Below are 26,141 nucleotides of genomic sequence, written 5' to 3'. Positions count from 1 at the left end.
AAACCTAAGTGTTACCAAATAGTAACATTTGGCAAGCTACCACCTACTGCACAAAGAAGCAATAGGCAGTGGTTGGCTGTTAGAGAAACGCTGAAGTGTCAACCTGGGCTGTTAGCACTGACCGAAAACCGATGCAGTACTGAAGCCCCTAATGCGGCTCGTGGGGGGCGATCAGTGTTTGCACCATTTGAGGGAGTGATACTGCCAAACGATGAGTTCCGATATGGCGGCTTTCGTCTGCGCCCTTAAATACAATGAACAAATTGATAGCCAGTACCTCAGGGTTCTTGAAGCCTATGGCACGGCACATCTCGATCAGATGGTTGATGTGCACATGATTGATTTCCTCAATCGCTAACCGAGCTGGATGTTGAGCGTCCCGTACATCTATTGCCTTATCTATGAATTTGCAGCTCAGTTCTTCTGGCGACTGGATATAGGCGTACATCATTTCTAGCCAACCGTTGAGCTCTCCCCGCGGATCATTCGGATGCGCCTCCTGCAATGCTTGCCATGCAGCCTCACTCGCTTTGTGCTGCTCTCGAATGGTGGCTGCAATTAACAGCTCTTTAGAGGAAAAGTGTCGATACAAAGTCATTTTGTTGCTGTGCGCTGCTGCTGCAATCGCCTCAACCCCGACTGCGTGAATTCCATATTTATGGAACATCTCTCCTGCGGCACGCAAAATTCTCTCTCTCGGAGCAATTGAGCGCGCCTCTTTTTTTGCACGCGCTACCTGGTCCGTTGAAGTATCAGTCATCACATAACACCTATTTTTTATGTGGCGCCCACTACCCTTGACATGTTACTTACCGGTAAGTAACATTCGGCATGAGCGCATGGTTCTTGCTCAGACTATACCGAAAATCTGACAGATTTTGCGTCGGAGGTAGCGTGCTGGTTGGAGCGTTTACGGAAATTAAGTGAGAGGATTTTGGCAGTAGGTGACATCGCAGATGCAAGCGGCAGCCCTTGTGTGGGGTAGGCCTATTTCCAGTGACGGCTTGTGAGTTTCGTTCGGGGCGGGGGGCGGTTGTAGTGGCTGGGCGCATGCTGCATAAAGTGAGTTGGTGCGCCTTGATGGGTACTATGATGTAGACCTTTTCACTCTGGGGGACAGCGTGGCCGTCGGCCCGAGTGCCAGTGCCAGTGCCAGTACCACAAGCACACTATATAGGCGGAAAGCATAACTAGATTAGTTCCCATACTGCGTATGACAACTCTATGACATGTGATCTGCTGTTAATCAGAAATATCAGAGCATTAGGCCGGGCGTGATTCAATCGTTGTCATTTGGCCTGGAAGCCAGTGTGACTCTCTCAGCTTCTCAAAAAACTTACAAGAACTGTAATACATCGATTTTAGCACGCTTTACACCAACAACTCTTATCTGTTTTAAGGAAGGACTATGCTCTCATCAATTTATTCCCGCTTTCTTCGCCAACCGTTTGAAATCGAATTCGCACGCTGGGTCCTAGTGTTAATATTTTTTATGTTTTCCTACACTAAATGGTTTGATTACGAAGCCCAGGCATTAATTCCGCTGATTAGCAACAGTCCTCTCCTTTCGTGGATGTACCCAGTGTTTGGCACTCAGGGCGCAAGTTATGCCCTGGGCGTAGCTGAATGCACTATCGGTCTGGGTCTGGCCATCGGGGCATGGTCGCCGAGGATCGCTCTGATTGCCGCGGCTGGCTCTTTTCTGACCTACCTGACAACCGCCAGCCTGCTTCTAACAACTCCGGGTGGTTGGGAGGCTTCGGCAGGGGGCTTCCCAGCCATGGGCGGGGCCACCTCCTTCCTGATCAAGGATCTGATGTTGATGGCCGGTTCGTTGGTGCTGTTCAAGAATGCGGCGCAACACCTGACGGCTAGCTCCGAACAGAGTGATACACAGCGCGCAGCGCTCTAACCGCAAACGCTCACTGGTTCACTACAACAGCAAGTGGACCGGTGATGGGCACAGAACTCAGGGCCAAGTGCTTTGATTATTTGCACCTTGAAGGAAAGCGAACAATGCAGTGAGAACGTTCTCACGGGCAGCGTTTCTAGGAGGATGTATGGTTCGATTAGTGCCCTACGGGCTGATGATGGCGGCGGCAGCCTTGGCGGGGACGTTTGCCTTGGCCGGCACCATGGAAAAGCAATCCAGCGATGTCGGACTGCCTCTCCCGGCAGTGAAGCTCGCTTTCAACGAAAACGGTGAGGCTGCCCTTCCGAAAGGCTACCGCTCGTGGGTGCACGCTTATGCGGCGTGGGAATCTATCACTGTGACCCCCCTGGACAGCACAGTAACCAAGACGCCCGAATTCCATAGCGTCTATGTTGAGCCAAACGCCTATCGGACATTCATGAAAACGGGGGCATGGCCGGAAGGTTCTCTGATGGTCAAAGAGTTCAGCATCACCAGTATCGACCCAAAGAGCTGCGATGGTTCGCCAGCGTATGTTTGCAACCTCGGTAGCAGCAAGGTCATTTTTTCCCACGGGCAAACAGGGCTCAGCCTAATGCTCAAGGACAGCAAGCGCTATCCTGACGAGCCGGGCGGCTGGTCTTACTTCAGTTTTGGGCATCAGGCACCACCCTATGAACAATCCTCCCCGCCGCGAGCGCGTGCTCAGTGCGCCCAATGCCACATCGACAACGTGGGCCCCAAACACGACTATGTATGGTCCGTGAAGTTGAACCAGCCTGGCTTTCAACGGGAAGGTGATGCCGCAAAACTCAATCTCGAAGCCGCTTTCGCCGAATAGTCTTGGCGAACATTGGTTGTCCAACAGAGCAGCAACTTTTGCTACATAAATGAACCTGCGGCTAAACCGGCGCAGATTTGACCGGGGACGTTTAGTCCCCTGCTATTTAGACGCTGGTTACGATTTTCACATAACCAAGTCGAAGAAAACGGCGCTCTAGTCGACGACGATATCGTCATTGAACCAACGGTGGCGCCTTCAGCATGCCTAACGGCGCGACTTTCAGCGAACGCCAAGTGGTTATCCAAGCCACCGAGTTTTTACGTTCAATAGTGAAGGCATGTTGGTCAACTTAGAGATGCGAACAAACGATCTGGGTGCCCTCACCCAATTGACGAGCAAGTAGCTGGCCGGTCGCAATGCGCCGGATAAAGGCCGCAATAGGTTTGCTATTACCTGCCGAGGAGAGTGATATGGCCTACGATTTTGACCTTTATGTAATTGGTGCGGGCTCTGGCGGTATTCGGGCTGCGCGTTTCGCCGCAGGCTATGGTGCCAAGGTGGCCGTGGCTGAAAGCCGCTACCTAGGCGGCACCTGCGTCAACGTGGGTTGTGTGCCCAAAAAACTGCTGGTCTACGGCGCGCACTTTGCCGAAGATTTTGAGCAGGCCAGTGGTTTCGGCTGGTCGCTGGGTGAGGCGAACTTTGATTGGCCGACCTTGATTGCCAACAAAGACCGCGAGATCAATCGCCTCAATGGCATTTATCGCAACCTGCTGGTCAACAGTGGCGTGACCCTGCATGAGGGGCACGCGCGCCTGGTGGATCCGCACCAGGTGGAGATCAACGGTGAGTGCTTCACCGCCAAACATATCCTGATCGCCACCGGCGGCTGGCCGCAGATTCCGGACATTCCGGGACGCGAGCATGCCATCGGTTCCAACGAAGTGTTCTTCCTCAAAGCGCTGCCCAAGCGCGTGCTGGTGGTGGGGGGTGGTTATATCGCGGTGGAGTTTGCCGGGATTTTCCATGGCCTTGGCGCGCAAACAACGCTGTTGTATCGCGGTGATCTGTTCCTACGCGGCTTTGATGGCGCGGTGCGCAAGCATCTGCAGGAAGAGCTGACCAAGCGCGGGATGGACTTGCAGTTCAATGCTGATATCGAACGCATCGATAAACAGGCCGACGGCAGCCTCAAGGCCACTCTCAAAGACGGGCGCGTGCTGGAAGCGGATTGCGTGTTCTACGCCACCGGCCGACGTCCGATGCTTGACAACCTGGGGTTGGAAAACACCGGCGTCAAACTGGACAAGCGTGGCTTTGTTGAAGTGGACGATCTCTATCAGACGGCTGAGTCGTCGATCCTGGCCATTGGCGATGTGATCGGGCGCGTGCAGCTGACGCCAGTGGCGTTGGCCGAAGGCATGGCGGTGGCGCGTCGCCTGTTCAAGCCTGAGCAATATCGCCCGGTGGATTACGCGATGATCCCGACTGCGGTGTTCAGCCTTCCGAACATTGGCACAGTCGGCTTGAGCGAAGAGCACGCCAAGGCTGACGGCCACAAGGTGCAGGTTTTCGAAAGCCGCTTCCAGCCGATGAAGCTAAGGTTGACCGACTGCCAGGAGCGCACCCTGATGAAGTTGGTGGTCGACGCAGACACCGACAAAGTCCTGGGTTGCCACATGGTAGGTCCGGAGGCCGGTGAAATCATCCAGGGGTTGGCGATCGCGCTCAAGGCAGGCGCGACCAAGCAGCATTTCGATGAAACCATCGGCGTGCACCCGACGGCGGCGGAAGAATTCGTCACCATGCGCATTCCCGTGGCGGGCTGATCAGCTTTCGTGTTCTTACTCGCGCATCACCCGAAACAACACCGACGCTGAGGACGCCATCGATGCCTGATCTCTTGCCTATCTGGGTACTGGTGCTCGTAGCCGCCCTCGCGTTTACCGTGGGTTTCATAGTGAACCGATCCGGCACATGCCTGGTTTCTGCTGCGCACGAGGTTCTGTACAAGCGTCGTGCCTGGCGCGTGGGTGGGCTCGCTTTGGCTGCAATGGCGTCCAGCGGATTGCTTCTGCCGTTGTCCTGGATATCTTCGCCTACGTTGGTATTGGCGCCTGTGTTCTCGGTCGAACTTACCTTGATCATCGGTGCCGTACTCTTCGGTATCGGCGCGTTGGTTAACGATGCATGTCTTCTAGGCTCGCTGGGACGCATCGGTAACGGCGAGGTCCGGTTGATCGTGCTTCCGGTCGGCCTGGGCGCTGGCTTCCTGTTGACCGACGGGACGCGCGTGGGTCAGCGCGTGGAATACCCATCTGTCTTCAGTGAGCCCACACCGCTGTCGGTCGCGACGTACTGCCTGATCGCATGGGGATTCGTAGGATTGTTGGCTGCTTTCATGAGCGCTGAACGGTACCTAGGTGTTCGACCCGGTAGCGGACGGCGGATGGTTATGATCGGTGCAGCCGCCGGGCTGCTGTTTGCGATCGAGCCTCGTTGGACCTTAGCGAGCCTCGTTGGCGGCATGGTTACAGGCAGCGTCGGCACCGTAGCCTGCATAGCGGCGTTAGCCACGCTGGCAGGCAGCGTGATGTCAGCTCAGCGATTTGGTACGTTTAAGTTTGAGTTTCCAACGGCATGGTCAGCGGCACGTACCCTCGCCGCCGGGGGACTCATGGGCGCAGGTTCGACACTTATACCCGGTGGCAACGATTCGCTACTGTTGCAGTCACTGCCGGGCGCCTCACCGAGTGCATTTTTGGCCCTAATTCTGATGATGACGGCGATCTTACTGATGATGACCGTTACCAGGCTCGTCGTCGGTAGGATATCTAAGCCATAAGCTACCACTTGCTTGGTGCCAAGCGCCCGTGACGAGACTCAGAAATGATTGAGTGAACCTATGCACAACTCATCGAGATCGTACCTGCTCAGATTGACAGTGTTGGCAGATGGCGTGACTCCCGCAGGTAACGTTTCGGCGGTTAGCCACCCACGCAACTCCATACTGGATTCGGCGCGAGCAGATGACTTCGGACGCAATTAAAGCGGACGCGGTAGCATTGAGCCGCCGGACTATTGAACTAACGACCTCATCGTCAGCGTTAGTCGAACGCCCAGCACGAATTCCGGGGCGCAACGAACCCTGCTGGTGCGGCAGCGGGACAAAATTCAAGAAGTGCCACGGCCGTTAATCGGATGGGCTATAGCAGCCTAGGGCGGCCTCATTGAAGCCATTTATGCCCTAAACTTGCCCTAAACCAAACTTGAGAAACGAAAAAGCCCCTGTAATCTCTAACGATTACAGGGGCTTAGTCTTATTCAATAATGGCGGAGAGATAGGGATTCGAACCCTAGGTACCGGTGAAGGTACAACGGATTTCGAATCCGTCCCATTCGGCCACTCTGGCATCTCTCCAACGGCGCGCATCATAACAGTGTGTTTCGCGGAAGCAAACCCCAAAAGCGATTTTTTTCCGTGCTATCAGATGCTTGCGTCGATTACAGCGGTACGCCGAGACGATTGGCGACTTCTTCGTAGGCTTCGATGACGTCACCGAGCCCCTGGCGGAAGCGGTCTTTGTCCATCTTCTTCTTGGTGTCTTTGTCCCACAGACGGCAGCCGTCGGGGCTAAATTCGTCGCCCAGGACGATGGAGCCGTCGTGGAACACGCCGAATTCCAGTTTGAAGTCGACCAGCAGCAGGCCTGCGTCGTCGAACAGCTTGCTCAGCACGTCGTTGACCTTGAGGGACAACTCCTTCATGCGTGCCAGCTGCTCAGCGGTGCCCCAGCCGAACGCCACCACGTGGGATTCGTTGATGAACGGGTCACCCTTGGCGTCGTCCTTCAGGAACAGTTCGAAGGTGTAGGGGTTGAGCTTGAGGCCCTCTTCCACGCCCAGGCGCTTGACCAGGCTGCCGGCGGCGTAGTTACGCACGACGCATTCGACCGGGATCATGTCGAGCTTCTTCACCAGGCACTCGTTGTCGCCCAGCAGCGTGTCGAACTGGGTCGGAATGCCGGCCGCTTCGAGTTTCTGCATGATGAAGGCGTTGAACTTGTTGTTCACCATGCCTTTGCGATCAAGCTGTTCGATGCGCTTGCCGTCGAACGCCGAGGTGTCGTTGCGAAACAACAGGATCAGGCGGTTGGCGTCGTCGGTTTTGTATACCGACTTGGCTTTGCCGCGGTAGAGTTCTTCACGTTTTTCCATGATGGGCTCCGCTTGCTAAATGGTGGGCTAGGCGATGTGTCGCCAGTCGAGCCCTGAATCTTGATCGGCCAATTGCAGCCAGTCCGGATCGCACCCGAGGGTGTCGACAAAACATTGCCGGGCGAGCTGCGGCAGGTTGTTCTTGCTGCTCAGGTGGGCCAGAACCAAGTGTTGCAAGTCTTGCCAGCCCAACTCATACACCAGGTACGCCGCCTGATGGTTGTTCAAATGTCCCAGCTCGCCGCCCACCCGCTGCTTGAGAAAGTACGGGTAATGACCGCGCGCCAGCAGGTCACGACAATGGTTGGACTCGATCATCAATGCATCGAGGTCGCGGTAACCGTCCAGCACCCTGGAGCAGTAGGAACCCAGGTCAGTGAGCACGCCCAAACGCCGCTCACCGTCACTGAATACGTACTGCGTTGGCTCCTGGGCGTCGTGCGCTACGGCAATCACATCGATGCTCAGCGCACCAATCTGCAGCTGCTCGCCACCGGCCAGGAAACCTGCGGGTTCTATGGGTTTGCGCATCCCGCGCAGAGTGCCACGACTCAGGTACACCGGAAGATTGTAGCGCCGAGACAGCAAACCCACGCCATGCACGTGGTCGGCATGTTCGTGGGTCACCAGAATCGCGCTCAACTGCGTAGGGTGAACCCCTAGGCGCAGCAGGCGCCGCTCGGTTTCTTTTAACGAGAAACCACAATCCACCAGCACGTACGTGTCGTCGTGGGCGACCAGCGTGCCGTTCCCTTGGCTACCGCTGCCGAGAACGGCAAAGCGCATCAGATCAGCCCAGGTTGTCCTGAATCACGCCCAACACTTTGCGCGCTGTTTCAGCGGGCGCAACGGTGTTGATGTTTTTCTCGACGGTGACTTGTACGCTTTCGCCAACCTTGCTCAAACGAACCTGGTAACGCTCGGCACGGGTTTCGATCTCTTCCTTGGTCGGCTTGCTGCCGAACAATTTGCCGAAGAAACCAGGCTCGTCGTCTTTCTTCTCGGCCTTTTCAGCCACGTTGATGTAGTACAAGCCCAGGCTGCGGTTGATGTCTTCAACGCGCCAAGGGCCCTGCTCCAACGCGCGACCAACACTGGCCCAGGCACGGTCGAGGTCTTCACCCAAGTTCAGCACCACGTTGCCGCTGCCGTCTTCGGTGAGGCTGACGCGGTTAGGGGTGTCGTAATCACGCGCGGCGAGCAGGGAAACCGAACCGCCCTTCTCGGAGATACGGCTCATGCTGGCCAGCATCTCGTCGACCAGCGCGGCATCAACGCCCATGTTGACCGAGCGCTGAGTGAAATCGACGTTTGCGGTGCTGCCAGCCGGACGCTCGGCGCTCACCACATAGACTTCACTGGTATTGCGCTGCACGCCTGGCTCGATGCGCACACGCACACGGGCTTCGTTGCCAGCGGCTACACCACTGGCCTGCAGGCGCTGGGCCATGTTGGCGGACAGTTCGCTGCTGTGCTGCCATGCAGTGGTGAACTCACCGGTCTGCGGGCGTTGCTGGTCAATGCGAAAGCCATTGTCCTGGAAGAACTGTAGCGCCACCGGCCAGACTTCGGCAGGTGGGCGCTGGGCGATGATCCAGCGGTTGTCACCGCTCTTCTGCAGGCTGTAATCGCTGGCGTCCGCCACGGCCGAGATCGGCTGTGGCCGTGGCACCACGTACTCACCCTTGGTGGTGTCGTCCGCAACGTTGCGCGGAATCGGCAGCAACGGGTCAAGGCGCTTGGCGACATTGACGTCCGGCGGCAGTTGCATCGGCTTGGTTGCTTGTGCTTCCAGGTAATCGCTACCGCGGTCACGGAAGTAACCATCCGGGCCCCAAATCCAACCGCAACCACTGGTGCTGGAGATAATCAAGGCAAGTGCGGAAAGTCCGGCCAATCGCTTCATGCGTAGTGCTTCCTCAATTAAACCAGGACGCCGGACTGGCGCAGGGCCTGTCGCAGCGGTTCGTGACAGGCTTCGCTGAGCCGGGTGAGCGGCAGACGGATACCGTCCGGCATCAGGCCCATCTCAAACAGCGCCCATTTCACGGGAATAGGGTTGGATTCAATAAACAGTGTCTTGTTGAGCGGCATCAGTTTCTCGTGGATCGCGCGGGCGGTCACGGCGTCACCCGCGATGGCGGCGGCGCACAGTTCGCTCATGGCGCGCGGGGCAACGTTGGCGGTCACCGAGATGTTGCCTTTGCCACCCAGCAGGATAAGTTCGACAGCCGTGGCGTCGTCACCGGAATACACCAGGAAGTCGCTGCTCACGCCAGCCAGGATGTCCTTGGCGCGCTGCAGGTCACCGGTGGCTTCCTTGATACCGATGATGTTCGGCACAGTAGACAGGCGGATCACGGTCTCAGCTTTCATGTCACAGGCGGTGCGGCCGGGTACGTTATAGAGAATCTGCGGGATATCAACGGCTTCGGCAATGGTGCGGAAATGCTGGTACAGGCCTTCCTGAGTTGGCTTGTTGTAGTAAGGGGTCACCAGCAGGCAGGCATCGGCGCCGGCGTTCTTGGCGTTTTTGGTCAGCTCGATCGCTTCACGCGTCGAGTTGGCGCCCGTACCGGCGATCACGGCGATACGGCCCGCGACGCGCTTGACCACGAACTCGATCACCTGGATGTGTTCTTCCACATCCAGCGTGGCCGATTCACCCGTGGTGCCGACCGCCACAATGGCGTTGGTGCCTTCTTGCAGGTGGAAGTCCACCAGTTTGCCAAGGCTGTCCCAGTCGAGATGACCTTGTGCATCCATGGGTGTGACCAGTGCCACCATACTGCCCGCAATCATGCAACCGCTCCTGCCGGAAAAAGAGAGCCGTAATGGTACTGGCGCCAAGATGCTTGTACAAGCGAAGTACCGCCTGAGGATGCGTTCTGGACCAACTAAACGACGGGCAATGCCATCATCGGGCCAAAGCGTGGCTTGAAGCACGGTGAAATCAGACCGATCACGCAATGAAAACGCCACCTCCTATCCCTTCGCGACGGTTTTCGCTACCCTTCATCCTTTGATCGATACAGCCCTCACCGTGTCGACCGCTCATCGTTTTAGGAAGGCTGCATGTCCACCCCCACAGTTCGCGAACAATTCCTTGTTATCAGTGCCCTCGGCGCCAACCCCATGGAGCTGACCAACGTCCTGTGCCGCGCCAGCCATGAAAACCGTTGCGCCGTCGTGACTTCCCGCCTCACCCGCCACGGCGAGTGCAGTGCGCTGGTGCTGCAGATTTCCGGTACCTGGGACGCCCTGGCGCGCCTGGAGACGGGTCTGCCTGGCCTGGCCAAGAAGCACGACTTCACGGTCAATGTGGTTCGCAGCGCCGCACTGGAAAACCGCCCACAGGCCCTGCCTTATGTGGCGTATGTCAGCTCGGCCTACCGTTCGGACATCGTTAACGAGCTGTGCCAGTTCTTTATCGACCACAACGTCGAACTGGAAAACCTGACCTGCGACACTTACCAGGCGCCACAAACCGGCGGCACCATGCTCAATGCCACGTTCACCGTGACCTTGCCGGCCGGCGTGCAGATCAGTTGGCTGCGTGACCAGTTCCTGGATTTCGCCGATGCCTTGAACCTCGACGCTTTGATCGAGCCATGGCGCCCACAGAACCCAATGTAAGGAAGTATTTATCCATGCCGGTAGCCATCGACAAACCCGTGGCCGATTTCGAAGCCCAGGCCACCAGCGGCCTGACCTTCAGCCTCGCTGCCCTCAAGGGCAAGCACGTGGTGATCTACTTCTATCCCAAAGACAGCACGCCGGGCTGCACCACCGAAGGCCAGGGTTTTAGGGACCAGTACGCGGCATTTAAGGCCGCCAACACAGAGGTATTCGGCGTATCGCGCGACAGCGTGAAGTCCCACGAAAACTTCAAGGGCAAGCAGGCGTTTCCCTTCGAACTGATCAGCGACAAGGACGAAGCGGTTTGCCAGCTGTTTGATGTGATCAAACTGAAGAAGCTTTACGGCAAGGAATACCTGGGCGTTGATCGCAGCACCTTTTTGATCGACAAGGATGGCGTACTGCGTCAGGAATGGCGTGGTGTGAAAGTGCCTGGGCATGTGGATGCCGTCTTGGCAGCGGCGCAGGCGCTGAACAAGGCTTGAATTCGCCCTGGAGCGAGCTTGTGTGGCGAGCGAGCTTGCTCGCGCGCCACAGGTGTTACAACAGCGGCGCCACCACCGGTTCCCGTCGCGGCCACGCATCCAGTACGGCCTTGAACAGTGTCGCCAGGGGAATCGCAAAGAACACGCCCCAAAACCCCCATAACCCACCAAACAACAACACGGCGCAGATGATCGCCACAGGGTGCAGGTTGACGGCCTCCGAGAACAGCAGAGGCACCAGCACGTTGCCATCCAACGTCTGGATAATGCCGTATACCGCCATCAGGTAGATGAACTGGTCACTCCAGCCCCACTGGAACAACGCGATTAACATCACCGGCACCGTCACCACTACCGCGCCGACATACGGCACCACCACTGACACGCCCACCAGCAACGCCAGCAATGCTGCGTAGTTCAGCCCGAGCGCGACGAAAGCAATGTAGGTGACGCCCCCGCAGATAACAATCTCAATGACCTTGCCACGGATGTAATTGGCGATCTGCCGGTTCATCTCCTCGGCCACGCGAGTGATCAGCGCCCGTTCACGCGGCAGGTAACCGCTTACCCAGCGGCCGATCATCGCGCGATCCTTGAGGAAGAAGAACACCAGGATCGGCACCAGCACCAGGTAGATCATGATATTGACCAGCAGCGGCAGGCTGGACAGGGAAAAGGTCAACGCCCATTGCCCGAATTTTCCGATTTCGCCGCGCGCCACTTCGATGGCCTGCAGTACCTGCTCGTCCGACACCAGATGTGGATAGCGCTCTGGCAACAACAGCAACAGTGATTGCCACTTGGCGAGCATACCCGGCAGCTCATTGAACAGCGTGATCAGTTGATGCCACAGCAATGGCAACACCACCACTATGAACACCACCAGCAGCCCCATGAACAAGGCAAACACCAAGCCCACCGCCACTGCGCCTGGCAAGCGCAAGCGCTCCAGGGTAGTGACCAGGCCTTGCATCAGGTACGCCAACACCATTCCTGCCAGCACCGGTGCCAACATGCCGCCCAAGGTGAGTACGGCGGTAAAGGCCAGGAACAGCAGGACCGCCAGCACCACGGCTTCTTCATCGGAGAAGTAGCGCTGAATCCAGTCTCGTAACACTTTGAACATCAATCAACCTCGGGTGGTGGGGGCAACCGGTTCAGGCCTTGCGCAACCAATAACGGTATACACCGGCGGCGTCTTCTTCATGCAACAGGGAGTGGCCAGCCAACTTGGCAAACATGCGGAAATCGCGCTGGGAGCCTGCGTCCGTGGCGATCACCTTGAGCACTGCACCACTGGCCAATCGATTGAGCTCCAGCTTGGCCTTGAGCAACGGCAACGGGCAATTGAGGCCGCTGGCATCGAGTTCGGCATCAAAGGCTACAGCGTCGGTCATGGTATTACTCCGGACAAGTGTTTAGGGTGCTTAGAATATCTGGTCCGAGGCTCAGTGTCCGGCTACAGTAATCTCTTTGTCGAAAGGCTCTGTGCATGACTTTTTTGCGCCCCACCCTGCTGACGCTGGCTTGCCTGTTGGCCTCTCCGGCCTTCGCTGACGACCTGCCGTCACTCGGCGACGCCAGTTCTGCGATTGTCTCGCCACAACAAGAATACCAACTGGGCCGTGCATGGCTGGCCTACTTGCGCGGCCAGGTCTCGCAGCTCAATGACCCGCAGCTCAAGGACTACGTCGAGACCAGCGTGTACAAGCTGGTGGAGACCAGCCAGGTCAATGACCGGCGCCTGGAGTTCATCCTGATCAACAGCCCGCAGCTCAACGCCTTTGCCGCCCCTGGCGGGATTGTGGGAGTCAATGGTGGCCTGTTCCTCAATGCCCAGACCGAAGGCGAATATGCCTCGGTACTCGCCCACGAACTGGCGCACTTGTCCCAACGCCACTTTGCACGGGGCGTGGAGGCGCAGTCGCGCATGCAGATCCCGATGATGGCTGCTTTGCTCGGCGGCATTATTGCGGCGGCAGCGGGTGCAGGTGATGCCGGTATCGCCGCGATTGCCGGCAGCCAGGCGGCGGCAATCCAGGAGCAACGCCGGTTCTCCCGCCAAAACGAACAAGAGGCTGACCGCATCGGTATCCTTAACTTGGAAAAAGCCGGTTATGACCCGCGCTCCATGCCGACCATGTTCGAACGCCTGATGCGCCAATACCGTTTTGACGCCAAGCCGCCGGAGTTTCTGCTGACTCACCCAGTTACCGAGTCACGGATCGCCGATACCCGCAACCGCGCCGAGCAAGCCAAACCCGGCGGCAAGGAGGACAGCCTGCGCTATCAGTTGATTCGCGCACGGGTGCAGTTGCAATACGAAGACACACCGGGCCTCGCGGCCAAACGCTTCCAGGCGCAGTTGGACGAGAACCCGAAAAACGACGTGGCACGCTACGGCTTGGCCATCGCCCAGATCAAGGGCACTCAACTCAAGCAAGCGCGAGAAACCCTGGCGCCGCTGCTGGCCAAGGCGCCCAACGACATCACTTACAACTTGGCGCAGATCGAGCTGGACATCACCAACAACCGCTTGCCTGATGCACAACAACGCACTGACCGCATGCTCACCCAATACCCCGGCAATTATCCGCTGAATCAGGTACGGGTAGACCTGCTGCTCAAGCAGAATCGCACCGCTGATGCGGAGAAGGCTTTGGATGCGCTGCTCAAATCCCGTCCGGATGATCCGGATGTCTGGTATCAGGTCGCCGAGACTCGCGGACTGTCCGGCAACATCATCGGCCTGCATCAAGCCCGCGCCGAGTACTTTGCATTGGTGGGCGACTTCCAGCAGGCCATTCAGCAACTGGACTTCGCCAAGCGCCGCGCTGGCAACAACTTCCCGCTGTCTTCGCGTATCGACGCACGCCAGCGCGAGCTGATCGAGCAGGAGCGCCTGGTAAAAGGGATGATGAACTAAATCCATCGTCCACAAAAAAAGCCCCGCTTTCGCGGGGCTTTTTATTGATCTAGCGGACTACTCAGCCAGCTTGAAGGTGATGAAGCTTGCACGCCCTTGACGCAACACGCGCATCGATACCGAACGGTTCTTCGGCAGCGCCTTGGCGATGTCAGTGAATTGCTTGGTGGTGTCGATGGCCTGATTGTTCAGGTGGGTGATCACGTCACCTGGCTGCAGGCCGATCATAGAGGCAGGACCGTCCTGCACTTCCTTGATCACTACGCCGCTTTTAAGGTCGAAGCTCTTTTTCTGCTCATCAGTCAGCTCGGCCACAGCGATACCCAGGCGATTGCTGCTGCGCTCGGCACCCGGCTTGGTATTGCCCAGGGCATCCAGGGTGGCACCCTCTTCCGGAATCGCGCCTACGGTCAGTTCAACAGTCTGGCGCTTACCTTCACGAATCACCTCCAGCTTGGCTTTGCTACCAGCTTTGAGCGCACCGACCAAATGCGGCAGGTCGGCAGACATAACGATCGGCTGACCATTCATGCTCAGGATCACGTCGCCTACTTGCAGGCCACCTTTGGCAGCAGGCCCGTGGTCCTGGATCTGCGCAACCAGAGCACCGGCCGGCTTATCAAGCCCGAAGGACTCGGCCAGGTCTTTGTTCACTTCCTGGATCACTACACCCAACCAGCCACGGCTGACCTTGCCACCGTTTTTCAGCTGGTTGGATACATCCATCGCCACGTCGATTGGAATGGCGAAGGATACACCCATGAACCCACCGGAACGGGTGTAGATCTGAGAGTTGATCCCGACCACTTCGCCCGCCAGGTTGAACAACGGACCACCGGAGTTACCCGGGTTGATCGGCACGTCGGTCTGGATGAACGGTACGTAGTTTTCGTTCGGCAGGCTGCGGCCAATGGCGCTGACAATACCTTGGGTGACGGTATGGTCAAAGCCGAACGGTGAGCCGATCGCGACGACCCACTGCCCGGCTTTCAGGTCCTGGGATTTCCCCAGCTTCAGTACGGGCAGATCTTTGCCTTCGATTTTCAGCAAGGCTACGTCGGAACGCGGGTCAGTGCCGACCAGCTTGGCTTTCAGCTCACTGCGATCAGCCAGGCGCACAAGGATCTCATCAGCGTCGGCAATCACGTGATTGTTGGTGAGGATGTAGCCATCGGGAGAAATGATAAAGCCCGACCCCAGGGACTGAGCCTCACGCTGCCCACCGCCACGAGGGGAACGCTGCTGGGGCATACCGCGCTCGAAGAACTCGCGCAGCATCGGCGGCAAGCCTTCCAGGTCGGGCATCTGCTGGTTCGAGACTTTGCGATCCGGCAGTTTTTGCGTGGTGCTGATATTCACCACGGCAGGCGAGGCCTGCTCCACCAGCTGGGTGAAGTCAGGCAGCTCGGCCGCTTGCGCGGACACGGCCTGACCCAACACCAATACCGTGGCGACTATGGATAGATAAGACTTCAAACGTGGTATCGACATACAGCTCCCGTTACGACGAGCAGGGTTGAGCGACAAGGTTCAAGAAACGCCGAAAACTGCGACCGACATCTTTGCTCCGCGAACAAAACAAGGTCAGGGCCGCTAAGCCCTGACCTATAAAAAACATGGGGATATTTTGCAAGTGAAAATACTGATCCAGAAATTTCATGTTCTCAGCACCCAAGCAGCCATAGGCGCAGATTGAAAGGTAAGGATGAACATAGGATTAACGACTCATGGCTTGGCGGCCGTCTTTTCGCCGCGCACCGAGAGCGCGATGCGCTCGGCAGTGCCGATAGGAATTTCGCCGACGACCGTCACCATTACTTCACCATCGACTGTGTTCAAACGGCGCGACACGGCAACGGTTGGGCCCAGCTGCGTGCGGGTTTCACTCACGCTCGCACCGTCGGTTGACTCGAGAAACACCGAAAACCGCGCCAGCCCGTCGTCATACATCAGGCTGTCTACGGTGGATTTAGTTTGGGTATCTCTACGCGCACTGCTACTGGTGAGCTGGAAACCCGGAGGCAACCAATCCAGGTGCCACGCATGAGTAGCCGGAACTTCAGGCGCTTTGCTCTTCGAAACAGCTACAGGTGTGCATTCACTACTGGGCTGTAAGTCGCGATCAGAGGATGCTGGCGAAGTGCTCAATCGGGTGAACTGAAAGCGCTCCAACAGCTGGCCCCGATCATTGAGCAGTAAAGATTTGAGCGGCAGCGCTGTTTCACGATCCAAGTGCAACTCGAAGCCGTATCGATATTGATCGCGCGGTGTGATCGACACAATCACCGCGCTACGACCGGCCACGCGAGACTTTCCGATGACGGACAGTTCGTAGAATTGAGTGAGTTTTTGCGGATCAAGTGCACGCGACGGCGCATCAGGGGAGTGACCAACACCTGCGGCCAATGTGCCACTGACGCATTGTGTCCGACCATCGACGCGCACGACTTCCTGAGCCGAGCCGTCAAGCTGCAAAAGCCGCTCGCGGACTTGACCATCTTGGACGCGATGCCAGATGTCATAGGTAGAAAAACTGCCGTTACGCTCGTAGACGAACGTACCTGCAAAGCTCTGCTGCTGCTCTGCACGCCCAAGTCGATTCAGCCAGTCTTGGGCTTCGTCGGCATGGGCGGATAGTGCAAAACAACCACTGAGCAAAAGCGCAAGGAGCGGTATGGCGCGCATAGGGCCCCTTAGCGGTTTAGCGGTTTTCCAGACTTGCTGCACGAGCGTATGGCAAAGCGCTTTCAGTGCCTTTCAGTGCCGATTCCTGCGCGTGTTGGCGCAGATAGCCTGGAAGACGCTGATCCTGCCAGCCAGATTGCCCTTGAAGTACACCGTTGGCCATAGGGCCGGTAGTGTCAGAGCTTTCCTTGTAGCCGGCCAGTACGGCAGGGCCTTTGACTTGCGGGCCGGCCATTACCGGTTGCTGAGTCTGTTGGGCCAGTTCGGCACCCGCGATTTCGTCCTGGTTATACAGGCGAACACCGGCCAGTACAGCAACAGTCACCGAAGCAGCCACTGCCAGACGACCCAGACTACGCCATGGGCCACGAGCAGCTTTTGCCGGAACGGCTTCATCAGCCAGCGCAGCAGAAACGGCCGCAGCAATATCCAGACGAGGGATTAGAAGATCCTTGTGCATCACCGCCCGAGCGACTTGGTAACGAGACCAGGTATCACGGGTTTCGGCATCATCAAATGCGTTAAGCACTCGACGAAGTTCCAGTTCATCCGCTTCGTTATCCATCACTGCGGACAGCGATTCCTGCAGGGCATCACGACTCATGGCGGTTCCTCTCTTGGCTGTCGCCGCTGTCTTTAGTTTTCCTGCAACAACGGTTGCAAGGCTTTATCGATGGCTTCCCGGGCCCGGAAAATCCGTGACCTTACAGTCCCCACCGGACACTGCATGACGCTCGCAATGTCTTCGTAACTCAGACCATCGAATTCACGTAAAGTTAACGCCGTACGCAAATCTTCTGGCAGTTGCTGAATTGTGCGATGAACGGTTCCTTCGATCTCGTCGCGCAGCAATGCACGCTCCGGCGACTCGAGATCTTTGAGGCCGTGATCACCATCGTAAAATTCTGCATCTTCTGAACTTACATCACTATCTGGCGGGCGGCGTCCGCGAGACACCAGATAGTTCTTCGCCGTGTTGATGGCGATGCGGTACAGCCACGTATAAAACGCACTGTCACCGCGGAAATTGCCTAGTGCACGGTACGCCTTGATAAAGGCTTCCTGTGCAACGTCCTGCGCTTCATGGGTGTCGTGCACAAAACGCACGATCAACCCGAGAATTTTGTGCTGGTATTTCAGCACTAGCAGATCAAATGCTCGCTTGTCGCCGCGTTGAACGCGCTCGACCAGCTGCTGATCCTCTTCCTGGGTTAGCATGAACACTCCTCGTTGTACTTGAAGGAGGCTTGCATAACTAAACGATCAGGCTTGCAAACATAGACTCGGACTTTTCGCAAAAGTTCTCCCCCCTCCAAGCAAGTTTCCGGCGCACACTGATTTGGCACACACGAAAAACGCAGCACGGGCAATGCCGGCTGCGCGAATAATCTTTTCGCCGGTTTTCTGACGCGTCCAATGCTCCCGACGGGCCAATAAACTCAACGTTTTCCCAGCTTTCGGGCAACCTGCTATTGAGTCGGGGCTTATGCAAAAAGTTCCCGCTTCAATAACCGGACGCTTTACCTCAACGTGCACTGTAATCTCACATTGCCACAAACGCCCGGCTATTGTGCCGCTCCCCCCCTCTATATACTAGTAGCCCGTGTGACCCTTTGATTCGCCGATCCAGGCGTCCTGTTTGCGCCAGCCTTTGGATCGCTTTTTGCGGAATCCTTCAAATGAGCCAACAGTTTCAACACGATGTCTTGGTGATCGGTAGCGGCGCGGCTGGTTTGAGCCTCGCGTTGACCCTTCCCAGCCATTTACGCATTGCAGTCCTGAGCAAAGGCGACTTGGCCAACGGCTCGACATTCTGGGCCCAAGGTGGCGTAGCTGCAGTGCTGGACGACACCGACACAGTGCAATCCCACGTCGAAGATACCCTTAACGCCGGCGGCGGCCTGTGCAACGAAGACGCGGTGCGCTTCACCGTCGAGCACAGCCGCGAGGCCATCCAATGGCTGATCGACCAAGGCGTGCCGTTCACCCGCGACGAACATGCGGGTAGCGACGACGGCGGATTCGAATTCCACCTGACCCGTGAAGGTGGTCACAGCCATCGCCGCATCATTCACGCCGCCGATGCCACCGGTGCCGCCATCTTCAGAACCCTGCTCGACCAGGCCCGCCAACGCCCGAACATCGAATTACTGGAGCAGCGTGTCGCCGTCGACCTGATCACCGAAAAGCGCCTGGGCCTCAAAGGCGAGCGCTGCCTTGGCGCCTACGTGCTCAACCGTGCCAGCGGCGAAGTCGACACCTACGGTGCACGCTTCACCATTCTCGCCTCCGGCGGCGCAGCCAAGGTCTATCTCTATACCAGCAACCCCGACGGCGCCTGCGGCGATGGCATCGCCATGGCCTGGCGTTCAGGCTGCCGGGTGGCGAACTTGGAGTTCAACCAGTTCCACCCCACCTGCCTGTATCACCCACAGGCCAAGAGCTTTCTGATCACCGAAGCCCTGCGCGGCGAAGGCGCACACTTGAAACTGCCGAATGGCGAGCGCTTCATGCAGCGCTTTGACCCACGCGCCGAGCTGGCGCCGCGGGATATCGTCGCGCGAGCAATCGACCACGAAATGAAGCGCTTGGGCATCGACTGCGTCTACCTCGACATCAGTCACAAGCCCGAAGCCTTCATCAAGACCCACTTCCCGACCGTCTACGAGCGCTGCCTGGCGTTCAATATTGACATCACCAAAGGCCCAATCCCGGTGGTGCCGGCCGCGCATTACACCTGCGGCGGTGTGATGGTCGACCAGCACGGGCGCACCGATGTGCCGGGCCTGTATGCAATTGGCGAAACCAGCTTCACGGGCCTGCACGGCGCCAACCGCATGGCCAGCAACTCGCTGCTCGAATGCTTCGTCTACGCCCGTTCAGCCGCCGCCAACATCCTCGAACAACTGCCGCACATCCCGATGCCCGCTGCCCTGCCCCGCTGGGACGCAAGCCAAGTCACCGACTCGGATGAAGACGTAATCATCGCCCACAACTGGGACGAACTGCGCCGCTTCATGTGGGACTACGTGGGAATTGTGCGCACCAACAAGCGCCTGGCGCGAGCGCAACATCGCGTGCGGTTGCTGCTGGATGAGATCGACGAGTTCTACAGCAACTACAAAGTCAGCCGCGACCTGATCGAGTTGAGGAACCTGGCCCAGGTGGCTGAACTGATGATCCGCTCAGCCATGGAGCGCAAGGAAAGCCGGGGCCTGCATTACACCCTCGACTACCCGCAGATGCTGCCCGAGGCCCGCGACACTATTCTGGTGCCAACCACCTACGGCGGCTGAACTTCAAGCGTACCCGCAGGCGCCGATGCATATCGCCAGCCTGCGAATCCCTCGGCACACAAATCGAACGCACCCACCACGCGCCCGGCACCCGGTAGCGCAGTACCACGACCAACGGTAATGCCAGGCTGTCTGGACGCAACTGCACGCTGTGCCAGCCACGCTCATGGCTGAATAACTGCCAGCCGTCTTCATCGCGGCGCAGGCCACGAATCGACGAACGGTGAGTCAAGAGAATATGCCGAGGTAACACCCAGCCGGCATGAGCCAGGCACAACAACAGGCCAAGGCTTGCGAAAGGCACCGCGATAACGAGCAAGGCACCCAGTGCGAACAGCTGGGCCAGCAGATACGCCGCCAGCAACAACCGTGAGGCCTGCCAGCGGCATTCGAAGCGATTACTTAGGCTGGACACGATCCAGAATCATCCGAACCATGCGCTGCAGCTCAGGATCTTCAGATTCGGCGCGCTCCATGAACCAGCCGAACATGTCCTGATCTTCGCAAGTCAGCAGCCTGACGTAGAGGTCACGATCCACCTTATCAAGAGTCGCGTACACCTCTTTGGTGAAAGGCACCAACAACACATCCAACTCCAGCATGCCACGACGGCTGTGCCAGTAGAGGCGATTGATTTCTACATCTTCGACCATGGAGCGCTCCTCAAATAGAGCGCAAGTATACAGGCACGACGGCAGCGGACCAGTCGGCTTTGGTCGCCCCTACGGAAACTATCCATTTGCCGGGCGCCCCTCTATGATGCACCCATGACTTTTTGACCTGCGATGACCCATGGCCGACTCTGCTTTTTTCTGCCCCCTGTCCCACGAAGGCGTTCTCGCCGTCCGCGGCGCCGACGCTGCCAAGTTCTTGCAGGGGCAACTGACCTGCAACCTCAATTACCTGAGTGACACCCAGGCCAGCCTCGGCGCGCGCTGCACGCAAAAAGGGCGTATGCAGTCGAGTTTTCGCATCCTGCTGCAAGGTGATGGCGTGCTCTTGGCCATGGCTACCGAACTGCTCGAGCCGCAACTGGCCGACCTGAAAAAATACGCGGTGTTCTCCAAGTCCAAGCTCACCGACGAAAGCGCCGCCTGGGCGCGTTTCGGCCTGTCGAATGCAGATCAAACCCTGGCCGCCCTCGGCCTTGAACTGCCTGCCGAGACCGACAGCGTAGTGCGCACCGAAGCATTGATCGCCATTCGTGTTTCACCGAGCCGTGCCGAACTCTGGGTACCCGTCGAACAAGCGGAAACATTACGCAACCATTTGGCTGCACAGCTGCCACAAGCTGACTTGAATGACTGGCTGCTCGGCCAGATCCGTGCCGGCATCGGCCAGGTCATGCCGCAGACCCGCGAACTGTTCATCCCGCAGATGCTCAATCTGCAGGCCGTTGGCGGTGTCAGCTTCAAGAAAGGCTGCTACACCGGCCAGGAAATCGTCGCGCGCATGCAGTACCTGGGCAAGCTCAAGCGTCGCCTGTATCGCCTGAGCCTCGACAGCGCCGAATTGCCCGAGCCAGGCACCCCGCTGTTCGCGCCCAGCCACAACAGTGCCATCGGTGAAGTGGTGATTGCAGCAAAAGCTGACCAATCCGTTGAACTTCTGGCCGTGCTGCAAGCCGAAGCTGCAGACAGTGGCGATGTGCACTTAGGCACCCTGGAAGGCCCCGGCCTGCAGCTGCTTGACCTGCCTTACCTACTGGATCGCGATCAAGAGATCCAGCGTTAATCGCCGTACTCGTTTGCAGCACCCTAGAGAGCATGAATGAACAAGCTGGCGGAAAAAGTCCAACAGGCTTTAGTGACGGCCATCGACAACGATGACCTGGTTCTGCCGACATTACCGGAAGTGGCCTTGAAGATACGTCAGGCCGCTGAAGACCCGGAGATCAGCATCAGCCACTTGAGCAAAGTCATCGGTCGCGATACCGCTCTGTCGGCGCGCCTGATCAAAGTGGTCAACAGCCCGCTGATGCGCGCGACCCAGGAAGTCACCGACCTGCACACCGCCATCACCCGGCTGGGCACCAACTACAGCAGCAACCTGGCCATCGGCCTGGTGATGGAACAGATCTTCCACGCGCGCTCCGAAGTCGTCGAACTGAAAATGCGCGAAGTATGGCGCCGCAGCCTGGAAGTGGCGGGCGTGAGTTATGCCTTGTGCCGCAGCCACAGCCAACTTAAACCTGACCAGGCGGCCCTCGGCGGATTGGTGCATCAGATTGGCGTGCTGCCGATCCTCACCTATGCCGAAGACCATTACGAACTGCTCTCCGACCCGGTCAGCCTCAATCATGTGATCGAAAGCATCCATCCATTGCTGGGGGACAAACTGCTGAGTGGCTGGGATTTTCCGGAGATGCTGGCGAAGCTGCCGGGGCAATACCTGGACCTGGAGCGCGACTCCGCGAGCCTGGACTACATCGACCTGGTGCAAGTTGCCGTGCTGTACTGCCACCAGGGCACCGATCATCCGCTGGCTAACGTGGCGGTTGCCACGCTACCGGCGACCAAGAAACTCCGGGTCGACCCTTACAGCGATGCCCTGCGCGCTGAGCTGGATGAAGCGCGTTCGATGTTCTACTGATCAACCCGCGATAAAACTCACGCGCACCTTCAACCCCGCCGACTCACCATCATGCAGGCTGATCTGCGCCAAGTGTGCACGGCAGATCTCGCCGACAATCGCCAACCCCAACCCCGAACCCACGCCCTGCTGGCTACGGCGGTAGAAACGCTCAAATACCCGATCCCGCTCATCCAGCGGGATACCTGGGCCGTCATCTTCCACTTCCAGAATCGCGGGCGCCGTAACCCGCAGGATCACATTGCCACCCGGTGGCGTGTGGGCCAGCGCGTTATCGACCAAGTTACTCAACAACTCATTCAATAAAGTCGGCTCGCCGCGCAGCCACACCGGCTCGTCTGCCTCCAACGCCAGGGCAACACCGCGCGCATGGGCCAGCGGTGCCATGGCCATGCCCAACTCGCGCGCCAACTGACTGAGGTCGAGCAACTGCGCGCCGCCCTCGGCAATCGCCCGCGCGCCGTTTTCGATGCGCGCCAGCGACAATAACTGGTTGGCCAGGTGAGTCAGGCGATCGGTGCCTTGGGCGGCGGCGTCCAAGGTGCTGCGCCATGTCGCCGGGGCGTCGCTGCGCAGGCCCAGCTCCAAGCGAGCCTTGAGCGCGGCCAGCGGGGTGCGCAGTTCGTGGGCGGCGTCGGCGATAAACTGCGCCTGACGCTCAAACTGGCCGCGCAGGCGCTCGGTAAAGTGATTGAGGGAGCGAACCAGCGGGCCGAACTCATCCTGCACTTCCACCAGCGGCAACGGCCGCAAGTCGTCGGGCTGGCGCTCCTCCACCGCCGTGCGCAAGCGCTCCAGCGGGCGCAACGCCGCGCTCACGGCGAACCACACCAACAGCAACGCGCCGATCGCCAACATCCCAAGGCGCAGCAAGGTATCGGCCATCAGGCTACGGGCCATGCTCTCGCGCGCTTCGTCGGTTTCTGCAACACGAATTTCCGCCATGCCATTCATGTTCGGTTCGGAGACAGCCTTAAGCAGGCTGACCACACGCACATGCTGCCCCTGATACATGGCGTTATAAAACCGCGCCAACGCTGGGTAGTCATCGGTGCGCGGTGTGCCAAGAGGCGGGCCGGGGAGGCTTTCATAGCCGGAGATCAGTTTCTGATCAATGTCGTTGACCTGATAGTAGATACGCCCGGCGCTGTCGTAGGCAAAGGTGTCCAGCGCCACATACGGCACATTTGCACTCAGGGTGCCATCCACCTGGGTCAAACCGGCGGCGATGGTGCGCGCCGAGGCCAGCAAGGTACGGTCATAAGCAGTGTCAGCAGCCTCGCGACCATTCCAGTAAGCACTCATGCCGCTGGCGAGCATCAACACCACCAGCAACAGTGCCAGGTTCCACAGCAGGCGCCAGCGCAGGCTGCTAGGCTTATGCATCGCGGGCTTCCAGCAAATAGCCAAGGCCGCGGAAGGTCACGATGGCGATAGGCTGACCATCGAGTTTTTTGCGCAGCCGGTGCACGTAGATTTCAATCGCGTCGGGGCTGGCTTCTTCATCCAGGCCGAAGACCTGGGAGGCCAGTTGCTCCTTGCTCATCACACGACCGGGACGCGCGATCAGCGCTTCAAGCACTGCTTGCTCGCGGGAGGTCAACGTCAGCAGTTCACCGCCCACCGTGAAACGCCGGGTATCCAGGTCATAGACCAGCACACCGCATGCCTGCTGGCGTTCACCGCCCAACACGCTGCGGCGCAACAACGCCTTGACCCGGGCTTCCAGCTCGGTCAGTTCAAACGGCTTGGCCAAGTAGTCGTCGGCGCCCAGGTTCAGGCCATGCACGCGGTCCTTCACATCGCTACGCGCCGTAAGCATCAACACAGGCAGATTTTTCCCACGCGCCCGCAGACGCGCCAATACCTCGAAACCGTCCATGCGCGGCAGCCCCACATCGAGGATGACCACGGCGTATTCCTCACTGTTCAAGGCCAGGTCCGCGGCCACCCCATCGTGCAGCACGTCGACGGTCAAACCCGTGCTCTTGAGCGCCTGGGCGACACTTTCGGCGAGTTGCAAATGGTCTTCAACCAAGAGGACACGCATGGATTTTCACCTCATTCTGGCATGGTCGACGCCACGCTTTGGCGGGCAGTTTACAGGCGCCGCCTGGCCTGTGAAGCCCGAAAACATTGAAAGGCAACTGAAAGGTTAGTGAAAGGTTCGCCCTTTAGCATCCAGATACGGTGGGTAATGCTCACCGAGCTACCTGATCCGTAGCGCCAGAAAAACGCCTAGATGCGTTTTCGTCAAAATAAGAACAATAACGGAGTACACAACGATGCTGTCGACACAGCCCCAGGCTTGCCCGCCTGTTCGTTTTTCTCGCCTTACCCAGACCGCCCTTGCCAGCGCCACTGCCCTTGCCGGCTTTTCGCCGCTTAGCCAGGCTGCCTTCTTCGAAGACAGCAGCGCCACCCTCGAAACCCGCAACATGTACTTCAACCGCGACTTTCGCGAAGGCACCAGTGCGCAGCAATCCAAGCGTGACGAATGGGCCCAGGGGTTCATGCTCAACCTGCAATCGGGCTACACCGATGGCACCGTCGGTTTTGGCGTGGATGCGCTGGGCATGCTCGGGGTCAAGCTCGACTCCAGCCCCGACCGCACCGGCTCTGGCTTGCTGCCCACCGACAACGGCCGGGCTGTCGACGAATACTCCAAACTCGGCCTGACCGGCAAAGTGAAGATCTCCGCCACCGAGCTGAAGATCGGCGCGCTGATCCCCGAATTGCCGATCCTCAAGCCCAACGACGGCCGCATCCTGCCGCAGACCTTCAACGGCGGGCTGCTGACGTCCAAAGAATTCAAGAACCTCGTGTTCACCGGTGGCCGCCTGGATAAAGCCAAGGACCGCGACTCTACCGACTACGAAGACATCGCCCTCAACAACAAGAACAGCCGTTTCGTCAGCGGCGCCACCGGCAAGCACTTCAACTTCGGCGGCGTGGACTACAAGTTCGCCGACAAGATCACCGGCAGCTACCACTTCGCCCAACTCGACGACGTCTACCGCCAACACTTCCTCGGCCTGGTGGCCTCACGCCCGATGGGCCCCGGCACCTTCGGCGCCGACCTACGCCTGGCTATCAGCGATGACACCGGCAGCGCCCGTGGCGGCAAGATCGACAACAAATCCCTCAACGGCCTGTTCAGCTATGCCCTCAATGGCCATAAGCTCAGCGCCGGCTACCAGCATATGTCCGGCGACAGCGCCTTTCCCTATGTGGATGGCGCTGACCCGTACCTGGTCAACTTCGTGCAGATTAACGACTTCGCAGGCGCCGAAGAACGTTCCTGGCAGGCACGCTACGACTACGACTTCGCCAAGCTGGGCATTCCCGGCCTGAGTTTCATGAGCCGTTACCTGTCAGGTGACAACATCAAGCTCAGGAACGGCGAGACCGGTAAAGAGTGGGAACGCGACAGCGAGATCCGCTACCTCGTGCAAAGCGGCACGTTCAAGGATGTAGCCTTGCGCCTGCGTAACGCCACGTACCGCTCCAACTATTCAGCCCGTGACGCGGATGAAGTGCGTGTGCTGGTGAGCTACAGCATTGCGCTCTGGTAAGTAAGTGCCGGGTAGTAGCACCTCATAAC

Annotated in this window: 27 protein-coding genes and 1 tRNA gene; 12 read left to right on the top strand and 16 right to left on the bottom strand. The window is 58.3% G+C overall.

Annotated elements, in window-relative coordinates; translation table 11 throughout:
• Positions 1–148: 148 nt before the first annotated feature.
• Positions 149–760 (bottom strand): TetR/AcrR family transcriptional regulator, encoded by a 612-nt coding sequence (locus FW764_RS10545; RefSeq protein WP_446433882.1) that lies wholly within the window; start codon positions 758–760, stop codon positions 149–151.
• A gap of 648 nt (positions 761–1,408) precedes the next feature.
• Between FW764_RS10545 and FW764_RS10540 the strand changes: the two genes are divergently transcribed.
• The 5 genes from FW764_RS10540 to FW764_RS10520 all read left to right on the top strand — a co-directional run bounded on the left by FW764_RS10540 (position 1,409) and on the right by FW764_RS10520 (position 5,893).
• Complete coding sequence (locus tag FW764_RS10540) at positions 1,409–1,912, top strand: YkgB family protein (RefSeq protein ID WP_446433881.1); 504 nt, start codon at positions 1,409–1,411, stop codon at positions 1,910–1,912.
• A 148-nt stretch (positions 1,913–2,060) separates the two neighbouring features.
• Complete coding sequence (locus FW764_RS10535) at positions 2,061–2,753, top strand: cytochrome P460 family protein (RefSeq protein WP_446433880.1); 693 nt, start codon at positions 2,061–2,063, stop codon at positions 2,751–2,753.
• A gap of 413 nt (positions 2,754–3,166) precedes the next feature.
• Positions 3,167–4,525, top strand: coding sequence for a glutathione-disulfide reductase (gene gorA / locus FW764_RS10530; RefSeq protein ID WP_446433879.1), 1,359 nt, complete (start codon positions 3,167–3,169; stop codon positions 4,523–4,525).
• Between the two features lie 62 nt (positions 4,526–4,587).
• Entirely contained in the window at positions 4,588–5,541 is a 954-nt protein-coding gene (locus FW764_RS10525; RefSeq protein WP_446433878.1) for a YeeE/YedE thiosulfate transporter family protein, read from the top strand.
• A gap of 184 nt (positions 5,542–5,725) precedes the next feature.
• A complete protein-coding gene (locus FW764_RS10520) occupies positions 5,726–5,893 on the top strand; it encodes an SEC-C metal-binding domain-containing protein (RefSeq protein ID WP_446433877.1) in 168 nt (55 codons plus the stop codon).
• A 134-nt stretch (positions 5,894–6,027) separates the two neighbouring features.
• Here the strand turns inward: FW764_RS10520 and FW764_RS10515 are convergent.
• The 5 genes from FW764_RS10515 to dapA form a co-directional block, all read right to left on the bottom strand.
• A tRNA-Ser gene (locus FW764_RS10515) sits at positions 6,028–6,117 on the bottom strand.
• Positions 6,118–6,200: 83 nt separating this feature from the next.
• The gene (purC, locus tag FW764_RS10510; protein ID WP_446433876.1) at positions 6,201–6,914 is read right to left on the bottom strand and encodes a phosphoribosylaminoimidazolesuccinocarboxamide synthase; all 714 of its coding nucleotides are present in this window, start codon (positions 6,912–6,914) and stop codon (positions 6,201–6,203) included.
• Positions 6,915–6,941: 27 nt separating this feature from the next.
• Positions 6,942–7,700, bottom strand: a complete 759-nt coding sequence (locus FW764_RS10505; RefSeq protein WP_446433875.1) for an MBL fold metallo-hydrolase — start codon at positions 7,698–7,700, stop codon at positions 6,942–6,944.
• Between the two features lie 4 nt (positions 7,701–7,704).
• Positions 7,705–8,820: an outer membrane protein assembly factor BamC gene (bamC, locus tag FW764_RS10500; protein ID WP_446433874.1), complete on the bottom strand. Its 1,116-nt coding sequence runs from the start codon at positions 8,818–8,820 to the stop codon at positions 7,705–7,707.
• A 17-nt stretch (positions 8,821–8,837) separates the two neighbouring features.
• Positions 8,838–9,716 carry a 4-hydroxy-tetrahydrodipicolinate synthase gene (gene dapA, locus FW764_RS10495; RefSeq protein ID WP_446433873.1) on the bottom strand — a complete coding sequence of 293 codons (879 nt, stop codon included), beginning with the start codon at positions 9,714–9,716 and terminating at the stop codon, positions 8,838–8,840.
• Between the two features lie 273 nt (positions 9,717–9,989).
• On the opposite strand from dapA, the gene FW764_RS10490 reads away from it, so the two are divergent.
• Positions 9,990–10,550, top strand: a complete 561-nt coding sequence (locus FW764_RS10490) for a glycine cleavage system protein R (protein ID WP_003172487.1) — start codon at positions 9,990–9,992, stop codon at positions 10,548–10,550.
• Between the two features lie 14 nt (positions 10,551–10,564).
• On the top strand, positions 10,565–11,038 hold the full coding sequence (locus tag FW764_RS10485) for a peroxiredoxin (protein WP_446433872.1): 474 nt from the start codon (positions 10,565–10,567) through the stop codon (positions 11,036–11,038).
• A 55-nt stretch (positions 11,039–11,093) separates the two neighbouring features.
• Here the strand turns inward: FW764_RS10485 and FW764_RS10480 are convergent, their stop codons facing one another.
• Positions 11,094–12,164 (bottom strand): AI-2E family transporter, encoded by a 1,071-nt coding sequence (locus FW764_RS10480; RefSeq protein ID WP_446433871.1) that lies wholly within the window; start codon positions 12,162–12,164, stop codon positions 11,094–11,096.
• A gap of 31 nt (positions 12,165–12,195) precedes the next feature.
• Positions 12,196–12,435: a sulfurtransferase TusA family protein gene (locus tag FW764_RS10475; RefSeq protein ID WP_446433870.1), complete on the bottom strand. Its 240-nt coding sequence runs from the start codon at positions 12,433–12,435 to the stop codon at positions 12,196–12,198.
• Positions 12,436–12,530: 95 nt separating this feature from the next.
• On the opposite strand from FW764_RS10475, the gene FW764_RS10470 reads away from it, so the two are divergent.
• Positions 12,531–13,964, top strand: coding sequence for a M48 family metalloprotease (locus FW764_RS10470; protein WP_446433869.1), 1,434 nt, complete (start codon positions 12,531–12,533; stop codon positions 13,962–13,964).
• 57 nt (positions 13,965–14,021) lie between these two features.
• On the opposite strand, the gene FW764_RS10465 is transcribed toward FW764_RS10470, so the two are convergent.
• The 4 genes from FW764_RS10465 to rpoE form a co-directional block, all read right to left on the bottom strand.
• Positions 14,022–15,455, bottom strand: coding sequence for a DegQ family serine endoprotease (locus tag FW764_RS10465; protein ID WP_446433868.1), 1,434 nt, complete (start codon positions 15,453–15,455; stop codon positions 14,022–14,024).
• Between the two features lie 234 nt (positions 15,456–15,689).
• Entirely contained in the window at positions 15,690–16,649 is a 960-nt protein-coding gene (locus FW764_RS10460) for a MucB/RseB C-terminal domain-containing protein (RefSeq protein ID WP_446433867.1), read from the bottom strand.
• A gap of 16 nt (positions 16,650–16,665) precedes the next feature.
• Positions 16,666–17,253 carry a sigma-E factor negative regulatory protein gene (locus FW764_RS10455; protein ID WP_003172479.1) on the bottom strand — a complete coding sequence of 196 codons (588 nt, stop codon included), beginning with the start codon at positions 17,251–17,253 and terminating at the stop codon, positions 16,666–16,668.
• Positions 17,254–17,285: 32 nt separating this feature from the next.
• Positions 17,286–17,867, bottom strand: coding sequence for an RNA polymerase sigma factor RpoE (rpoE, locus tag FW764_RS10450; protein WP_003172477.1), 582 nt, complete (start codon positions 17,865–17,867; stop codon positions 17,286–17,288).
• Between the two features lie 461 nt (positions 17,868–18,328).
• Here rpoE and nadB point away from each other — a divergent pair, with 461 nt between their 5' ends.
• A complete protein-coding gene (gene nadB / locus FW764_RS10445; protein WP_446433866.1) occupies positions 18,329–19,945 on the top strand; it encodes an L-aspartate oxidase in 1,617 nt (538 codons plus the stop codon).
• On the opposite strand, the gene FW764_RS10440 is transcribed toward nadB, so the two are convergent.
• A complete protein-coding gene (locus FW764_RS10440; protein ID WP_446433865.1) occupies positions 19,914–20,360 on the bottom strand; it encodes a protein YgfX in 447 nt (148 codons plus the stop codon). The two genes, nadB and FW764_RS10440, sit on opposite strands and share 32 nt — an antisense overlap.
• Positions 20,344–20,598 (bottom strand): FAD assembly factor SdhE, encoded by a 255-nt coding sequence (locus FW764_RS10435; RefSeq protein ID WP_017736358.1) that lies wholly within the window; start codon positions 20,596–20,598, stop codon positions 20,344–20,346. Before FW764_RS10435 ends, FW764_RS10440 begins: the two co-directional genes overlap by 17 nt.
• A gap of 139 nt (positions 20,599–20,737) precedes the next feature.
• Here FW764_RS10435 and ygfZ point away from each other — a divergent pair, with 139 nt between their 5' ends.
• On the top strand, positions 20,738–21,679 hold the full coding sequence (gene ygfZ, locus FW764_RS10430) for a CAF17-like 4Fe-4S cluster assembly/insertion protein YgfZ (protein ID WP_446433864.1): 942 nt from the start codon (positions 20,738–20,740) through the stop codon (positions 21,677–21,679).
• 36 nt (positions 21,680–21,715) lie between these two features.
• Positions 21,716–22,537, top strand: coding sequence for an HDOD domain-containing protein (locus FW764_RS10425; protein ID WP_446433863.1), 822 nt, complete (start codon positions 21,716–21,718; stop codon positions 22,535–22,537).
• On the opposite strand, the gene FW764_RS10420 is transcribed toward FW764_RS10425, so the two are convergent.
• Together FW764_RS10420 and FW764_RS10415 are read right to left on the bottom strand one after the other, a co-directional pair.
• Entirely contained in the window at positions 22,538–23,923 is a 1,386-nt protein-coding gene (locus FW764_RS10420) for a sensor histidine kinase (protein WP_446433862.1), read from the bottom strand.
• Positions 23,916–24,587, bottom strand: a complete 672-nt coding sequence (locus FW764_RS10415) for a response regulator (protein WP_083359659.1) — start codon at positions 24,585–24,587, stop codon at positions 23,916–23,918. The genes FW764_RS10420 and FW764_RS10415 overlap by 8 nt, the downstream gene beginning before the upstream one ends.
• Positions 24,588–24,822: 235 nt before the next feature.
• Here FW764_RS10415 and FW764_RS10410 point away from each other — a divergent pair, with 235 nt between their 5' ends.
• A complete protein-coding gene (locus tag FW764_RS10410; protein WP_446433861.1) occupies positions 24,823–26,112 on the top strand; it encodes an OprD family porin in 1,290 nt (429 codons plus the stop codon).
• Positions 26,113–26,141: the final 29 nt, after the last annotated feature.

This window comes from Pseudomonas sp. 1152_12 (assembly GCF_052850675.1).
Note: the sequence above shows the minus strand (reverse complement) of the source record. Positions and strands in the feature narration are given on the sequence as shown.